We start from the raw sequence: 14,652 nt of genomic DNA on the forward strand, positions 1-14,652 counted from the left end.
GCCTGCCCGGTTGACGCCGTAATTGTCCACCGCTTAGCGTCACATTTGCGACCAGGAGTTCGGTAGACGAACAAGGAGCCTCCCATGCACCTCCTCGACCCCAAGCTCTGGACGGGATCGGTGTTCAGCGGCGGATGGACTTCCGCGCGGGAGGACGCGCCGGTCGTGGAACCGGCCACCGGCGAGGAGCTCGGCCGGGCGGGCGTGGCGGGGCCCGAGGAGATCGCGCGTGCCTGCGCCGCGGCGGCCGCCGCCCAGCGCGAGTGGGCAGCCACGAGCTTCGAGGAGCGGGCTGCGGTGCTGCGCCGCGCCGGGCGGCTGTTCGAGGAGCACGGCGCCGAGATCCAGGAGTGGATCGTGCGCGAGGCCGGCTCCATCCCGCCCAAGGCGGGCTTCGAGGTGCACGTGGCCGCCCAGGAGTGTTACGAGGCGGCCATGCTGACCTCCCAGCCGCTCGGCGACATCCTGCCCACCGCCAAGCGACGCCTCAGCCTGGCCCGCCGGGTCCCTGCCGGGGTGGTCGGCGTCATCGCGCCCTTCAACTTCCCGCTCATCCTCGGCATCCGCTCCGTCGCCCCCGCCCTGGCCCTGGGCAACGCGGTCGTCTTCAAGCCCGACCCGCGCACCGCCGTCTGCGGCGGCATGTCGATCGCACGGGTGATGGAGGAGGCGGGGCTCCCAGAAGGCGTGCTGCACGTGCTGCCCGGCGGCGCCGAGGCGGGCGCCGCCCTGGTCGCCGACCCGCACGTGCGGGTGATCTCGTTCACCGGCTCCACCGCCGCGGGACGCAAGGTCGGCGAGGTGGCCGCGTGCCATCTCAAGCGCGCCCACCTGGAGCTGGGCGGCAACTCGGCGCTGATCGTGCTGGAGGACGCCGACCTGGAAGCGGCGGTCTCGGCGGCGGCCTGGGGCTCCTTCCTGCACCAGGGCCAGATCTGCATGACCACAGGCAGGCACCTCGTGCACGCCTCGCTCGCCGAGGAGTACGCCGCGCTGCTGTCGGCCAAGGCCGAGGCGATGCCGGTCGGCAACCCGCTGACCGAACAGGTCGCGCTCGGCCCGATCATCGACGCCGGGCAGCTGGCGAAGGTGCACGCGCTGGTCACCGCCAGCGTCGACGCGGGCGCCAGGCTCGACGCCGGAGGCACCTACCAGGACCTGTTCTACCGTCCCACCGTGTTGTCGCGGGTGCCCACCGCCGCGCCCGCCTTCGCCCAGGAGGTCTTCGGACCGGTCGCGCCCATCGTCTCCTTCAGGGACGACCCCGAGGCCGCCGCGCTGGCCGCCGCCTCGGAGTACGGCCTGTCGCTCGGCATCCTCACCGCCGACCCGATGCGCGGCATGGAGCTGGCCGAGCACATCCCCACCGGCATCGTGCACATCAACGACCAGACGGTCGACGACGAGGCGGTGGCCCCGTTCGGCGGGGTCGGCGCGTCCGGCACGGGTGCTCGCTTCGGCGGTGCCGCCGCTAACATCGAGGCATTCACGGAGACGCGCTGGATAACGATGCAGAGCGGGATAGAGCGCTATCCGTTCTAGGTGGGGGTGACCGGATGGCGGAGTCGGCTGAGCACGTGCAATCGCTGGCACGCGGCCTGGCGGTGATCCGCGCCTTCGGCTCCGACAGCCCGGAGCTCACGCTCAGCGACGTGGCCAAGTCCACCGGCCTGACCAGGGCCGCCGCCAGGCGTTTCCTGCTCACCCTGGTCGACCTCGGCTACGTGCGCACCGACGGCAAGTTGTTCGCGCTCACCCCTCGGGTGCTGGAGCTCGGCTACTCCTACCTGTCCAGCCTGAGCCTGCCCGAGGTCGCCGACCCGCATCTCGAGCGGCTGGTCGCCGAGGTGCACGAGTCCGCCTCCGTCGCGGTGCTCGACGGCCCCGACGTCGTCTACGTGGCCCGCGTGGCCACCTCGCGCATCATGCGGGTGTCGATCAACATCGGCACCCGCTTCCCGGCCTACTGCACCTCGATGGGCCGCGTGCTGCTGGCCGGGCTCGACGACGAGGCACTCGGCACCTACCTGTCGGGCACCGAGCTGCGGGCACTCACCCCGCGCACGATCACCTCGCCGATGGTGTTGCGCGCCGAGCTCGACAAGGTGCGCAGGCAGGGATGGGCCCTGGTCGACCAGGAGCTGGAGGAGGGGCTGCGCTCGCTGGCGGCGCCGATCCGCGACCGCGGCGGGCGCACGATCGCGGCGATCAACATCTCCTCGCACGCCAGCCGCACCACCGCCCAGTCGGTGCGCCGCGACCTCCTGCCGCCGCTGCTGGCGACCGCGGCCAGGATCGAGGCCGATCTGGAGGCCACGCGCACGGGTCTGCGGGCCTGATTATCTGCGGGCCTGACCATCTGCGGGTCTGACCACGAGGTCGACCGCCTGACAACGTTGTCGGTGACGCCAGGCTGAGCGATGATTCGGTCGTGAGACCGACGATGAACGATGTCGCCCGCGCGGCCGGAGTGGCGCTCAAGACCGTCTCCCGCGTCGTGAACGGCGAGCCGGGCGTCAACGAGTCCACCGCGGCGCGGGTGCGCGAGGCGATCCAGCAGCTCGGCTACAGCCGCAACGAGGGCGCCCGCATGCTGCGCCGTGGCCGCACCGCCACCATCGGCCTGGTCATCGAGGACGTGGGCGACCCCTTCTACGCCGGGCTCAGCCGCGCGGTCGAGGAGAGCGTGATCCGCCAGGGATACCTGCTGCTCACGGGCTCCTCGGGCGAGGATCCGGGGCGCGAGCGCGAGCTGGTGCGGGCCTTCTGCGACCGCCGGGTCGACGGCCTGATCGTCATCCCGGCCGGGAACGACCACACCTACCTGCGCCCAGAGCTCGACGCCGGCACGCCCGCCGTCTTCGTGGACCGGCCGCCGGGTCCCGGCATCGACGCCGACACGGTGGTGTGCGACAACGCGGGAGGCGCGGCTCTGGCCGTCGGCCACCTGCTCAGGCACGGCCACCGGCGCATCGCCTTCCTCGGCGACAGCCCGTCGATCTTCACCGCCACCGAGCGCCTGCGCGGCTACCGCGAAACCCTGGGCGAGCTGTACGACGAGCGGCTGGTCACGATGCGCCCCGCCACGCTGGAGGGCGTGCGCGCCGACCTCGACCGCATGTTCGCCCTCGACGACCCGCCGACGGCGCTGTTCACCGGCAACGGCCGCTTCACGATGACGGCGCTGCGTGCCCTGGCTGGCAGGTGGCTGCCGCTGGTCGGGTTCGACGACTTCGAGCTGGCCGACCTGCTCTCCCCCGGCGTCACCGTGGTCGCCCAGGACCCCGCCGGGCTCGGCAGGGTCGCGGCCGAGCTGCTGCTGCGCAGGATCGGCGGCGACGACGGGCCCTCCGAGCACCTGCGGCTGCCGGTCAGGCTCATCGTGCGCGGCTCGGTCGAACGCTGAGCAGCGCCACGACCATGCCCACCGCTCCCGCCAGGGCGATCGCCAGGTGCGGCGCGGTCACCTCGCCGACGCCGCCCACCAGCGCCGCGCCCACGGCCTGGCCGGTCATCAGCCCGGTGTTCTGCAGGCCGAACGCCTGACCGCGCACCTGCTCGGGCACGGCGTCGAGGAAGGCGCGCTGCAGCCCGAGCGTGTAGGCCAGGCAGGCCGCCGCCAATCCCGCGCACACGGCGGCCACCACGATGCCCGGCTGCGCCGCGAAGACCAGCCACGGCAACCCCATGAGGACCGCCAGCGGCCGTGACAGGCGCTCGCGGGTCGGCGGCGCGAGGAACCTGCCCACGACGAACTCCCCCACGGCCATGCCGCCCGCGGCGATGCCCAGCACCAGGCCCGCCTTCGAGCCCAGGTACGGCACCAGCATCGCCTCGGCCCCGGCCAGGAACATCACCGGCAGCCACTGCGCCAGCAGCAGCCCGCGCACCTTCCGGTCGGCGAACAGCCGCTTGTTGACGGCCAGCGAGCCGCCCGCGCCGCCACGGGCCGGACGGTACGGCAGGCCGAGGCGCAGCAGCAGCGCCGAGAGCAGGGCCATGGCCGCGGTGACGACGAGCGCGTTCTCCGGCCCGGTCAGCGCGATGAAGGCCCCGCCCACCGCCATGCCCGCGATCTGGGAGCCGGCCGAGGTCACGCCCAGCACCGAGCGCCCCAGCACGAAGGCGTCGCCCGGCAGCACCTCGGGCATCATCGCCGACCTGGCGGCCATGAAGACCGGGGTGAACACGCCGCTCACCAGCACCAGGGCCAGCAGCGCCCAGATCGGCAGGCCCGCGAAGGCGATCAGCAGGCAGACCACGACCCGCACCAGCTCACCCACGATCATGAGCAGCCGGGGCGGGATCCGGTCGGCCAGGTTGAGCAGGAACAGGCCGCCGAAGACGTAGGGCAGCCATCCGGCCATGTAGGCCGCCGCCGAGAGGCCCGGCGATCCCGTCTGGGCGTAGACCAGCACCGACAGGGCCAGCATCTTGACCGAGTCGCCCGTCACCAGGAGGGCGAAGCTGCCGAACAGCACCCGGAACTCGCGGACGGCGAAGACCTGACCGAAGGTGGCGGCCTGCTCCCGGCTCTGGGTCGTCATCCTGGCTCCTTCGTGTCGGATCGCCCCGGCGGCCGAGGGAGGAGGGCCGCCGGGGCGAGGTACGTCACGATCGTCACGGCTCACCGCACCCCGTGGCGAAAGATTCGGATATAACCGAAAGATGTACCGCCTGGAGGTCACGCCGCAGGACATCGTCGCCAGCCGCTTCGCGATCTCACCGCTGATGGAGACGATGCACTGCCAGTTCGTCCTCGACGGCCAGCACCCCGCCGGGCCCCACCGGCAGTGGCTGGCCCGGTGGCGCGAGCCCTACCGGCGGCTGCGCGAGCGCCATCTCGGACTGCGGCTGGCGCCCCTGATCACCGGCCTGCGCGGGCCGAACAACGTCGACTTCCTCGCCCCGCCGCCCAGCGGCGTCGCTGTCGGCTTCGACGAGGAGATCGCCGCCATGCGCCAGGTGCCGCTGGAGCAGGCGCACCGCGAGATCGTGGAAGCGCTCGCCCCGCGGCACGGGATCGACCCCGCGCTGCGGCGCGTCCTGCTCGGGCCGGACGTCGTCGAACTGCTCGCCCAGGCCATGGAGGCGCTGTGGCGGGAGGTCCTCAGCACGACCTGGCCGAGGTTCCAGGCCACCCTCCAGCGCGACATCGTGCACCGGGCCGGGCAACTGGCCGCCTACGGCTGGGCGGCGGCGCTCGGCGACCTGAGCGAGCACGTCCGGTGGGTGCCGCCAGGGCGGATCGAGATCGACATGCGCAGCGACGGCGACATCAGGCTCGACGGGCGCGGCCTGCTGCTCGTCCCGACCGTCTTCGGGTTCGACGTGGGCGCCTACCTGGAGGAGGCCTGGCCGTACGCGCTGGTCTACCCGGCCAGGGGCGTGGCCGCCGACCTGCCCGCCCACCACGACCTGACCGGGCTGATCGGGCGCAGCCGTACGCGCATCCTGCTCGAACTCGCCGGACCGGCGACCACCACGCAGCTCGCGGTCCTGCTGGAGCAGAGCCCGGGCACCGTCGGCGAGCACCTCGCCGCCCTGCGCAAGGCCGGGCTGATCACCGGGGCCCGCTCGGGGCGGCACGTGCTCTACAGCCGCACGCTCCTGGGCGAGGCGCTGGTCAGCCCTTCAACGCTCCAGCCATGAGCCCGCGCATGAAGAAGCGACCCAGGAAGACGTAGATCAGCATCGTCGGGATGGAGCTCAGGATCGCCGCGGCCATCTGCTGGCTGTACGGCGTCGCCTGCGCGCCGGCGATGTTGTTGAGCATCACGGTGGTCGGCCAGTTCTGCGGGCTGGCCAGGAAGACCGCGAACAGGAAGTCGTTCCACAGCGACGTGAACTGCCAGATGATCACCACGGCGATCGCCGGGCCGCTCACCGGGAGCACGACCGACCAGTAGGTGCGCAGCATGCCCGCGCCGTCGACGCGGCTGGCCTCGATGAGCTCCGTCGGGATCGTCACGTAGTAGTTGCGGAAGATCAGCGTGCAGATCGGGATCCCGTAGACGACGTGCGCCAGGACCAGGCCGGGGATGCCGCCGTAGAAGAAGCCGCTCGTGCCCACCGCCTCGTCGAGGTTGATCAGCAGCTGGACCAGCGGGATCATCACGCCCTGGTACGGGATGAACATGCCGAACAGGAAGAGCGTGAACAGCACGTCGGCGCCGGGGAAGCGCCACTTGGACAGCACGTATCCGTTCATCGAGCCGAGCGCGCAGGCCAGGATCGAGCCGGGCACGGCCAGCAGGATCGAGTTCCAGATGCCCGGGCGAAGCTTCTCCCAGGCCACGCCCCACGCCTCGAAGGTCCAGGTCTGAGGCAGGTTCCAGGCCTGGCTCGGATCCGCCTCTGTCAGCGGCTTGAAGCTGGTGGCCAGCAGCACGTAGACGGGGATCAGGAAGATCAGCACGAAGGCCAGGAGCAGGATGAAGCGGACGGCCCTCAACGGTCCCTCTCCTTACGCACCGACCAGACCAGGTAGGGGATGACGAAGATCGCCACGGCCAGCACGATGTAGGCGGCGATCGTCGCGCCCTTGGCCGGATCGTCGGAGTCGAAGACGGTCACCCACATGAACACCGCGGGCACGTCGGTCACGATCTGCTTGCCCGACACCGCCATGATCAGGTCGAAGACCTTCAGCGAGATGTGGCCCAGGATGATCAGCGCCGACAGGGTCACAGGACGCAGGAGCGGCAGCACCACGTGCCGGTAGACGCCCCACTCCGTGCAGCCGTCGACCCGCGCCGCCTCCCTCAGCTCCTCCGGCACCCCGCGGAATCCCGCCAGGAACAGCGCCATGATGTAGCCCGACATCTGCCAGACCGCCGGGATCGCCATCGCGGCCATGCCCCAGTCCTGGTCGCGGAACCACGCCCACTGCGGCAGCCCGACCGCGTCGAACAGCCGGTTCAGGCCGACCGCCCGCTCGTCCACGCCCGAGTTCATCAGCCAGCGCCACACGATGCCGGTGGCGATGAACGAGACGGCCATCGGGAACAGGTAGATGGTGCGGAAGGTGCCCTCGCCCCTGATGCCCTTCTCCATGAGGAAGGCCAGGAACCAGCCGAGGACCAGCGCCCCGACCACGAAGACGACCGTGAACTTGATCGCGTGCTCGACCGACAGGTGCCATCGGGGCTGGTCCCAGATGGCGATGAAGTTCTCCAGCCCGACGAACTGCTCGTCCTGCTGCCTGCTCGTGTGCTTGTCGGTCATCGCCAGGCGGAAGTTCCAGCCCAGCATGCCGTACACGAACACGCCGATCGCCACGATCGAGGGCGCGACCAGGAGCAGTCCGGGCAACCAGGTGCGTGCCCTTCGCAAGATCTCTCCCTCAGTGAGGTGGGCCCCCGCACGGGGGACCCACGCTGCTACTGAATGTTGGCCTTCGCCGCGTCGTCGAGCGCCTTCTGCAGGCCGGCGACGTCCTTGGTGCCCATGAACAGGCCCACCGCCTCGCCGATCGCCGCCAGGTGCGGCTGGCTCACCGAGACGCCGTGCTGGATGGATCCGGCCAGCTTGTTGCTGCCCCAGTCCTTCAGCGCGTCGGCCAGGTAGTCGGTGTACAGCGAGGTGTCGGCGTCCTTGCGGGCGGGGATCGAGCCCTTCTTCGGGTTGAAGGCGTCCTGGCCCTCCTTGCTCGCCGCGACCTTCAGCCAGGCGAGCGCGCCGTCACGGTTCTTGGCGCCCTTGGGGAGGGTGAAGCTGTCGGACAGCCACATGTAGGTGCCCTCGGTGCCGGGCGAGGGCGCCCAGTCGAAGTCGGTCTTGGAAGCCTTGCCCAGGCCGCCGTCCGGAGGGTTGTGGAAGTAGCCGTAGGCCCAGTCGCCCATGATGTTGAAGGCGGCCTGGCCGTCGGCGACCTGCTTGGCCGCGGGCTGCCAGTCGTCCTGCGGGTCGCCCGCGTACTCCATGATCTTGGCGAACTTCTGCAGCGCCGTCGTCACCTCGGGACCGGCCCAGTTGCCGCCCGGCTTGAACAGGGCGTTGTAGGCGTCGGTGCCCATCGAGCCGAGCATGACGTTCTCGAGGAGGTGGGCGACGGTCCACTCAGAACCGATCGACAGCGGGATCTTGCCGGTGGCCTTGACCTTCTCCAGGGCGGCGATGAACTCGTCGATCGACTTCGGCGCGCCCGCGAGGCCGGCTTCCTTGAGGATGGCCGGGTTGAACCACAGGACGTTCGAGCGGTGGATGTTCACCGGGACCGAGTAGATCTGACCGTCGACGCTGATCTGCTCGATCAGCTGGGCGGGGAAGACGTCCTTGAGCTTGAGCTCGTCGTAGAGGCTGTTGAGCGCCTCCAGCTTGCCGTCCTTGATGTAGCCCTGGAGCTCGGCGCCCGCGTGACCCTGGAAGGTGTCGGGGGGCTGGTTGCCGTCGAGCTTCGTCTTCAGCAGGGCCTTGGCCTTGTCACCCGAGCCGCCGGCGACGGCGGCGTCGAAGAAGGTGAATTGCGTGTTCTGCTTTTCGAAGATCTCTCTCATGGCCTTCAGGCCGTCGGCCTCACCCGGGCCCGTCCACCAGGAGAAGACCTCCACCTGTTTCTTGGAATCGCCGCCCGCCGCGCCCGTCGCCTGCGTTCCCGACGGGGTCTGGTTGCCCCCTCCGCAGGCGGCCAGGCCCAGTAAGCCGGCCATCGCGATGGTCGCTAACCACTGTCGTCGCATCGCACACCGTCCCTTTCACAACCCCGAGCGGTCGTCAGGTGACAACGTTGTCAGTAGGGCAATCAACCCACTTCGCGGTCTGTGCCGTCAAGGAGCTGCGGATAACAGGTCCGCATACAAGGGGGAGCGCTCTCTGGGCCTATGCAACGCTTTACTGAGTATGCAGACAGCGATGATCTGGGCGGGCCCGAGCCCTGCGCGACTCGGGCCCGCTGTCGCGCGCCGGCGGCCAGAACCCCCACCCCTCCGAGGAGGCCAAGGCCGCGGGGGACACGCGACGTCCCCGATCGATCGGGCCGCGGCCGCGATCCCTGGCTCGCCCGGGGCACGGGGGCGGGGGTCGCGGGCACGCGGCCGATCACACTGAGAACGCTAGGCCCGCGCAGCCCCGAGCACATGGGCTGACTTCACCATTCGACGGTGTATCCCAAGTTGTGTAGGCACCCGACTCTGTATGCAGGCCATCCGAAGTGTCAGTGCACGAGCGCACACTGAGGGGATGGCCGAAGAACCGTTAGACCTCGGCGAGGTCACCTTCTCCGACTGGCACGCCCACACCGGCACCCTCACCGGGCTGCGCTTCCTCACGATGGCCCGCCGGCTGCCCGCGCTGATCCGCCACGCGATGCGCCTGGCCTGGGAGGCCAGCCCCCGTGACACCACCGTCACGATCTCACTCAACCTGGTCAGCGGCGTCTTCACCGCTTTCGGCCTGCTGGCCACCACCGGCGTGCTCGAAGCCCTCTTCAGCCAGGGTCCCACCCCCGACCGGGTGCGGGCCGCCCTGCCGAGCCTGGCGCTGGTGGCCGCGGCGGCTGCGCTCCGCGCGTCGACGCAGGCGCTGGCCGGGTGGGCGCAGTCTCGCCTGTCGCCGCAGATCTCCCGCCTGGCCGAGGGACGGCTCTACGACCTGACCGCGCAGGTCGAGCTGGTCGCCTTCGACGATCCCGAGTTCCACGACGCCTTGGAGCGTGCCAGGGCCCGCGGGGCCGACAACGCCCACGCGGTGGTCTCCACGGCGATCAACGTGGTCACCGCCCTGGTGAGCCTGACCGCGGTGGCGGGCGTGCTGGGCGTGCTGCATCCGGTGCTGCTGCCGCTGCTGCTGCTCGCCGTGCTGCCCGACGCGTGGGCGGCGGTGCGCACCGCCAAGATGCGCTATGCCGCCAACTTCGCGGTCATCCCCGCCATGCGCCGCAAGTGGATCATCGCCGACCTGATGGGCGGCCGGCATCCGGCGGCCGAGGCCAGGTCGTTCACCATGCGCGGCTTCCTCACCCGGATGTACGACGCGGTGGCGCGGGCCGAGCAGGACGTGATGCTCGACCTGGCCAGGAGGCGCACGGTCGTGCAGCTGATCGGCCAGGCGCTGGGCGGGCTCGGCACCGGCATGGTCTACGCGGCGCTCGGGCTGATGTTGTGGCTGGGCACGATCCCGCTGGCGATCGCGGGCACCGCCGTGCTGGCGATCAGGCAGGGGCAGAACTCCCTGGAGAACCTGATGTACGCCACCAACCGCCTGTATGAGGAGGGGCTGTACTTCACCGACTTCCTCGACTTCTGCGCGGCCGCCGAGAAGCGCCTGCCGCGCAGCAGGTCACAACTCGCGCCGCGCGAGTTCGGCGCCATCGCCGCCGAGGACGTGCACTTCAGCTATCCGGGCAGCGACTCCCCCGCCCTGCGCGGCGTCTCGATCGAGATCAACCGGGGCGAGGTGATCGCCTTCGTCGGGGAGAACGGCTCGGGCAAGACCACGCTCGCCAAGATCCTCTCGGGCCTGTACGAACCCGACGTCGGCCGGGTCACCTGGGACGACGTCGACGTCGCGCAGGTCGAGCCGGAGCAGCTCAGGAGCCACATCGCGGTGATCGCCCAGGACCACACGCGCTGGCCGCTGACCGCCCGCTACAACATCACGATGGGCACCGACAAGGGCCAGGAGCAGCTCGAGGCGGCGGCCAGGGTCGCCGGGGCCGACGAGGTGGTGGCCGACCTGCCGTACGGCTATCGCACGCTGCTCGACCGGCGCTTCAAGGACGGCCAGGAGTTGTCGGGCGGCCAGTGGCAGCGCATCGCCGTGGCACGCGGCTTCCACCGCGACGCCACGCTGCTGATCTGCGACGAGCCGACCGCGGCGCTCGACGCCAGGGCCGAGCACGCCCTGTTCGAGCGCATCCGCACCCATGCCGACGGCCGCACGGTCCTGCTGATCACCCACCGCCTGGCCAGTGTGAGGTACGCCGACCGGATCTATGTACTGGAGCGCGGCAAGGTGGTGGAGCAGGGCTCGCACCGGCACCTGATGGTGCTCGACGGCCTCTACGCCGAGCTGTACAACCTCCAGGCCGCCGCCTACCAGGCGGGTATGTAGTCACGACAGGGCCGCTTCCATGATGGCTCTGGCGATGGGCGCGGCGACGGCGCCACCGCTGCCGGCGTTCTCCACGACCACTCCCACCGCGACCGCAGGCGCGTCGGCGGGGGCGAAGGCGGTGAAGACCGCGTGGTCGGCCGCCCCCGGCACGTTCTCCGAGGTGCCGGTCTTGGCGGCCACGGCCACGCCGGGGATGGCGGCGCCGGTGCCGGTGCCGCCGGGCTGGGTGACCGCGACCATCATGGTGGTCAGCTCGCGCGCCTCCATGACCCCCATGGTGGTGCGGTACTCCGCAGGGTCGGCGCGTGAGATGAGCGTGCGGTCGGGCAGCCTGACCTCGTCGACCAGGTAGGGCGTCATCAGCACGCCGTCGTTGGCGACGGCGGCCGAGAGCATCGCGACCTGGAGCGGGGTGGCCCGGTCGTCGTACTGCCCGATCGCCGCCATGGCCAGCTGGGCCTGGTCGAGCTGCTTGGGGAAGACGCTCTCCGACACCGGCATCGGCACCGACAGGCCCCCGGCGTCGAACCCGAAGCCCTCGGCCTGGTCGCGCAGCACGTCCTGACCGAGTTGCAGGCCGATGGTGGCGAAGGCGGTGTTGCAGGAGATCTGGAAGGCGTAGGTGAGGGTGGGGCGGCCGTCGCCGCACGGCTCGCCGCCCGCGTTGCCCAGGGTGGCCGAGGTTCCCGGCAGCGGCAGGCGCTGGGGCGCGTCGAGCTGCGTGGCGGGTGTGTACTCCCCCGAGGTCAGCGCGGCGGCCGCGGTGACCACCTTGAACGTGGAGCCGGGCGGATAGGTCTGGTTGAGCGCCCGGTTGAGCAGCGGCTCGGCGGAGTCCTCGCGCAACGCGGAGTCGGCCCTGGCCAGCTTGGCGCTGTCGAAGGTGGTGTAGGCGTTGGGGTCGTAGGAGGGCGTCGAGACCAGGGCCAGGATCGCGCCGGTGGCGGGGTCGATCGCGACGGCCGCGCCCCGCCTGCCCGTGGCGCGCAGCGCCTCGTAGGCGGCCTCCTGCACCCGTGCCTCGATGGTCAGGCGCAGGTCGGCTCCGCCGAAGTCGCCGTCCTTGACCACCGAGCGCACCTTGACCTTGGGGTCGCTCCCCGACAGCTGGGCGTTCTCCGCGGATTCCAGGCCGGTGGCGTCGTAGAGGGAGACGTGGCCGGTGACGGCGGCGTAGCGTCCGGCCTGCGGATAGTGGCGCCGGTAGGTGTACTTGGCGTCCTCGGTGCGCACGCTGCGCGCGATGACGGTGCCGTCGGCGGTGAGGATGTCGCCGCGCGGGTTGTCGAAGCGGGCGATGATCCGGCGTTCGTTGCGCGGGTCGGCGTTGAGCGAGTCGGCGCGGAAGGCCTGGATGTAGGTGACGTTGGCCATGAGCAGGAAGAGCATCCCCGCGCACATGAGGGCGACGCGGCGGAGCGGGATGTTGATCCTCTTCGCCCTGGGTCCGGCCATACGACCTGGTCTAACAGCCGGACGACCTCGTTCCGGCTACACGACGCTGCGATAATAGGAAATCTTGGTGCGAATGTAGCGCTGCTGGGCTCGCTGCTGGGCGATCTGCTCCTCCACCCGCCGGTCGTGCTCCTCCAGGAGCTTGATCCGGTCGGCGATGGTGTGGTCGCCGGCGCGGACGAGTTCGGCGAAGCGGAGCATCTCGGCGATCGGCATGCCGGTGTCGCGCAGGCAGCGGATGGTGCCGAGCCAGCTCACATCGTGTTCGGTGAAGCGGCGCTGACCTGCGGCGTTACGCTCGACGCGGTCCAGCAGGCCGATCTTCTCGTAGTAGCGCAGGGTGTCGATCGAGAAGCCGGTCTCTTCGACCACCTCGGCGGGGGTGTAGACGCTCACGCTTCGATTGTCCCACCTGGAGTGAGCTCCAGGTCAACCGGTTGACCTGGAGCTCACTCCAGCTGACACGGTTCTCGCATGACCTTCGCACTGGGCACGATCCCCCTTGGCACCACCGTCTCCCCCGAGGACTCCTTCGCGATCCTCGACCGGTTCATCGAGGCCGGCGGGACGATGCTGGACACCGCCAACAACTACCCGTTCTGGAACGAGGGCTGCACCGGCGACGAGAGCGAGGCGACCATCGGCGCCTGGCTCGCCGCCCGCGGCAACCGCGACCGCGTCTTCCTGAGCACCAAGGGCGGCGCCCGTCCCACGGTGCCGGGCGACCGCACGCTGGCCTCCGCCGAGGGCGTCACCGGCAAGGCGCTGCGCCCGGCGATCGAGGGCAGCCTGAAGCGGCTCGGAGTGGATCACGTCGACCTCTACTGGACCCACGTCGAGGACCGGCAGACGCCGCTGGAGGACACGCTGGAGGCGCTCGACGAGTTCCACCGCACCGGCAAGATCCTCAAGGCGGGGTCGAGCAACATGCCGGCCTGGCGCGTGGAGCAGGCCCGCGGCGTCTCGCGCGCGCACGGCTGGCTGCCCTACACCCACCTGCAGCTGCGCTTCACCTATCTGCAGCCGCGCCCCGGCGCGCTCCTGCGCGAGATGGGGCACAAGCTCGCGACCGCCGAGACCCTCGGCTACGTGCAGCACGCGCCCGACCTGACCCTGTGGGCCTACAACACCCTGATGTTCGGCTCCTACACCAACCCCGCCAAGCCGATCGACCCCGCCTACGACCACGCGGGCACCACGGAGCGCCTCAAGGTGCTGCACGAGGTCGCCGCCGAGCTGGGCGCCACCGTCAACCAGGTGGTCCTGGCCTGGCACCAGCGCCAGGGGATCGTGCCCATCGTGGGCGTGACCCGCATGGAGCAGCTGGAGGAGGCCATCGGCGCCACCCGCATCGAGCTCGACGACGAGCTGTTCGCACGACTGGAGGACCCGGCGTGAAGCCTCACCGCGACAAGCGGCACGGCAGGGTCGTGATCGGCGCCGGGGGCGCGTGGTTCGTCCCCCGTCACGAGCCCGTCAGGCGGTCAGGTGCTCGGCGAGGTAGCGCCTGACCAGGTGCTTGCACTCGGCGATCAGATCGGGATCGCCGTCGGGGTGCACGCGGAAGGCCAGCTTGAGCACCGCGTCGGTGGCCTCGACCGCGACCAGCAGCGCGCGGTCGGCGGCGGTGCCGACCGGGGCTCCGAGCAGGTCGCGCAGCCGGTCGGCGACGACGGCGTTGTTCTCCAGGGCGGCGTCGAGCATGCGGTTGGTGCCGGGGACGGCGGGCCCGCCGGGGGTCGGCAGCACCTCTCCGAAGTCGACCACGGCGAAGCCAGGGGTGCTGCGCTTCATCTCGACGAACTCGTCGATGGCCAGGTCGACCAGGTCGGTCCAGTGTTCGGGAGCACGCTGGGCGATCTGGTCGGCCACGCGGGCCAGGAAGGCCTCCAGGTTGCGCAGGGCCAGAGCGCGCACGAGGCCGCGCTTGTCCTGGAAGAACTGGTAGAAGGTGCCGATCGGAACCTCGGCTCGGCGCGCGACCTCCTTGGTGGTAAGCGCGTCGTAGCCCACCTCCCCGAGCAGCGCGGCACACTCGTCGAGCATGCGCTCGACGCGCTCGACACTGCGTCGCTGGGCTGGACGGCGGCGGAGGGTACTCGTCATGCCCCCATCCTGGCTCATTACCGACCAGTAGGCTTA

The 14,652-nt window shown here is 70.7% G+C and carries 13 protein-coding genes; 6 read left to right on the forward strand and 7 right to left on the reverse strand.

What is annotated here, in order from left to right; genetic code table 11:
• Nucleotides 1-84: 84 nt before the first annotated feature.
• The 3 genes from ACIBH1_RS16145 to ACIBH1_RS16155 all read left to right on the forward strand — a co-directional run bounded on the left by ACIBH1_RS16145 (nucleotide 85) and on the right by ACIBH1_RS16155 (nucleotide 3,406).
• Nucleotides 85-1,542 carry a benzaldehyde dehydrogenase gene (locus tag ACIBH1_RS16145; protein ID WP_397314517.1) on the forward strand — a complete coding sequence of 486 codons (1,458 nt, stop codon included), beginning with the start codon at nucleotides 85-87 and terminating at the stop codon, nucleotides 1,540-1,542.
• Nucleotides 1,543-1,556: 14 nt separating this feature from the next.
• Nucleotides 1,557-2,339, forward strand: coding sequence for an IclR family transcriptional regulator (locus tag ACIBH1_RS16150; RefSeq protein WP_397314518.1), 783 nt, complete (start codon nucleotides 1,557-1,559; stop codon nucleotides 2,337-2,339).
• A gap of 92 nt (nucleotides 2,340-2,431) precedes the next feature.
• The gene (locus tag ACIBH1_RS16155; protein WP_397314519.1) at nucleotides 2,432-3,406 is read left to right on the forward strand and encodes a LacI family DNA-binding transcriptional regulator; all 975 of its coding nucleotides are present in this window, start codon (nucleotides 2,432-2,434) and stop codon (nucleotides 3,404-3,406) included.
• Here ACIBH1_RS16155 and ACIBH1_RS16160 read toward each other — a convergent pair.
• Nucleotides 3,378-4,547, reverse strand: coding sequence for an MFS transporter (locus ACIBH1_RS16160; protein WP_397314520.1), 1,170 nt, complete (start codon nucleotides 4,545-4,547; stop codon nucleotides 3,378-3,380). The two genes, ACIBH1_RS16155 and ACIBH1_RS16160, sit on opposite strands and share 29 nt — an antisense overlap.
• A gap of 121 nt (nucleotides 4,548-4,668) precedes the next feature.
• Here ACIBH1_RS16160 and ACIBH1_RS16165 point away from each other — a divergent pair, with 121 nt between their 5' ends.
• Nucleotides 4,669-5,652 carry a DUF5937 family protein gene (locus ACIBH1_RS16165; RefSeq protein WP_397314521.1) on the forward strand — a complete coding sequence of 328 codons (984 nt, stop codon included), beginning with the start codon at nucleotides 4,669-4,671 and terminating at the stop codon, nucleotides 5,650-5,652.
• Here ACIBH1_RS16165 and ACIBH1_RS16170 read toward each other — a convergent pair.
• The 3 genes from ACIBH1_RS16170 to ACIBH1_RS16180 are packed head-to-tail and all read right to left on the reverse strand — an operon-like array spanning nucleotide 5,627 to nucleotide 8,651.
• Nucleotides 5,627-6,454, reverse strand: coding sequence for a carbohydrate ABC transporter permease (locus tag ACIBH1_RS16170; RefSeq protein WP_397314522.1), 828 nt, complete (start codon nucleotides 6,452-6,454; stop codon nucleotides 5,627-5,629). The genes ACIBH1_RS16165 and ACIBH1_RS16170 overlap by 26 nt on opposite strands.
• Entirely contained in the window at nucleotides 6,451-7,335 is an 885-nt protein-coding gene (locus tag ACIBH1_RS16175; RefSeq protein ID WP_397314523.1) for a carbohydrate ABC transporter permease, read from the reverse strand. Before ACIBH1_RS16175 ends, ACIBH1_RS16170 begins: the two co-directional genes overlap by 4 nt.
• A 47-nt stretch (nucleotides 7,336-7,382) precedes the next feature.
• On the reverse strand, nucleotides 7,383-8,651 hold the full coding sequence (locus ACIBH1_RS16180) for an ABC transporter substrate-binding protein (RefSeq protein ID WP_397314524.1): 1,269 nt from the start codon (nucleotides 8,649-8,651) through the stop codon (nucleotides 7,383-7,385).
• Nucleotides 8,652-9,180: 529 nt separating this feature from the next.
• On the opposite strand from ACIBH1_RS16180, the gene ACIBH1_RS16185 reads away from it, so the two are divergent.
• Complete coding sequence (locus ACIBH1_RS16185; RefSeq protein WP_397314525.1) at nucleotides 9,181-11,052, forward strand: ABC transporter ATP-binding protein; 1,872 nt, start codon at nucleotides 9,181-9,183, stop codon at nucleotides 11,050-11,052.
• On the opposite strand, the gene ACIBH1_RS16190 is transcribed toward ACIBH1_RS16185, so the two are convergent.
• Both ACIBH1_RS16190 and ACIBH1_RS16195 read right to left on the reverse strand, forming a co-directional pair.
• Complete coding sequence (locus ACIBH1_RS16190; protein ID WP_397314526.1) at nucleotides 11,053-12,510, reverse strand: peptidoglycan D,D-transpeptidase FtsI family protein; 1,458 nt, start codon at nucleotides 12,508-12,510, stop codon at nucleotides 11,053-11,055.
• A 36-nt stretch (nucleotides 12,511-12,546) separates the two neighbouring features.
• Nucleotides 12,547-12,906 carry a MerR family transcriptional regulator gene (locus ACIBH1_RS16195; RefSeq protein ID WP_397314527.1) on the reverse strand — a complete coding sequence of 120 codons (360 nt, stop codon included), beginning with the start codon at nucleotides 12,904-12,906 and terminating at the stop codon, nucleotides 12,547-12,549.
• 78 nt (nucleotides 12,907-12,984) lie between these two features.
• Between ACIBH1_RS16195 and ACIBH1_RS16200 the strand changes: the two genes are divergently transcribed.
• Nucleotides 12,985-13,908 carry an aldo/keto reductase gene (locus ACIBH1_RS16200; protein WP_397314528.1) on the forward strand — a complete coding sequence of 308 codons (924 nt, stop codon included), beginning with the start codon at nucleotides 12,985-12,987 and terminating at the stop codon, nucleotides 13,906-13,908.
• A 78-nt stretch (nucleotides 13,909-13,986) separates the two neighbouring features.
• On the opposite strand, the gene ACIBH1_RS16205 is transcribed toward ACIBH1_RS16200, so the two are convergent.
• Nucleotides 13,987-14,616 carry a TetR/AcrR family transcriptional regulator gene (locus ACIBH1_RS16205; RefSeq protein ID WP_397314529.1) on the reverse strand — a complete coding sequence of 210 codons (630 nt, stop codon included), beginning with the start codon at nucleotides 14,614-14,616 and terminating at the stop codon, nucleotides 13,987-13,989.
• Between the last annotated feature and the right edge of the window lie 36 nt (nucleotides 14,617-14,652).

Origin of the sequence: Nonomuraea sp. NPDC050663 (assembly GCF_044456985.1) — a bacterium.
In the GTDB taxonomy this organism is placed as follows: Bacteria; Actinomycetota; Actinomycetes; order Streptosporangiales; family Streptosporangiaceae; genus Nonomuraea.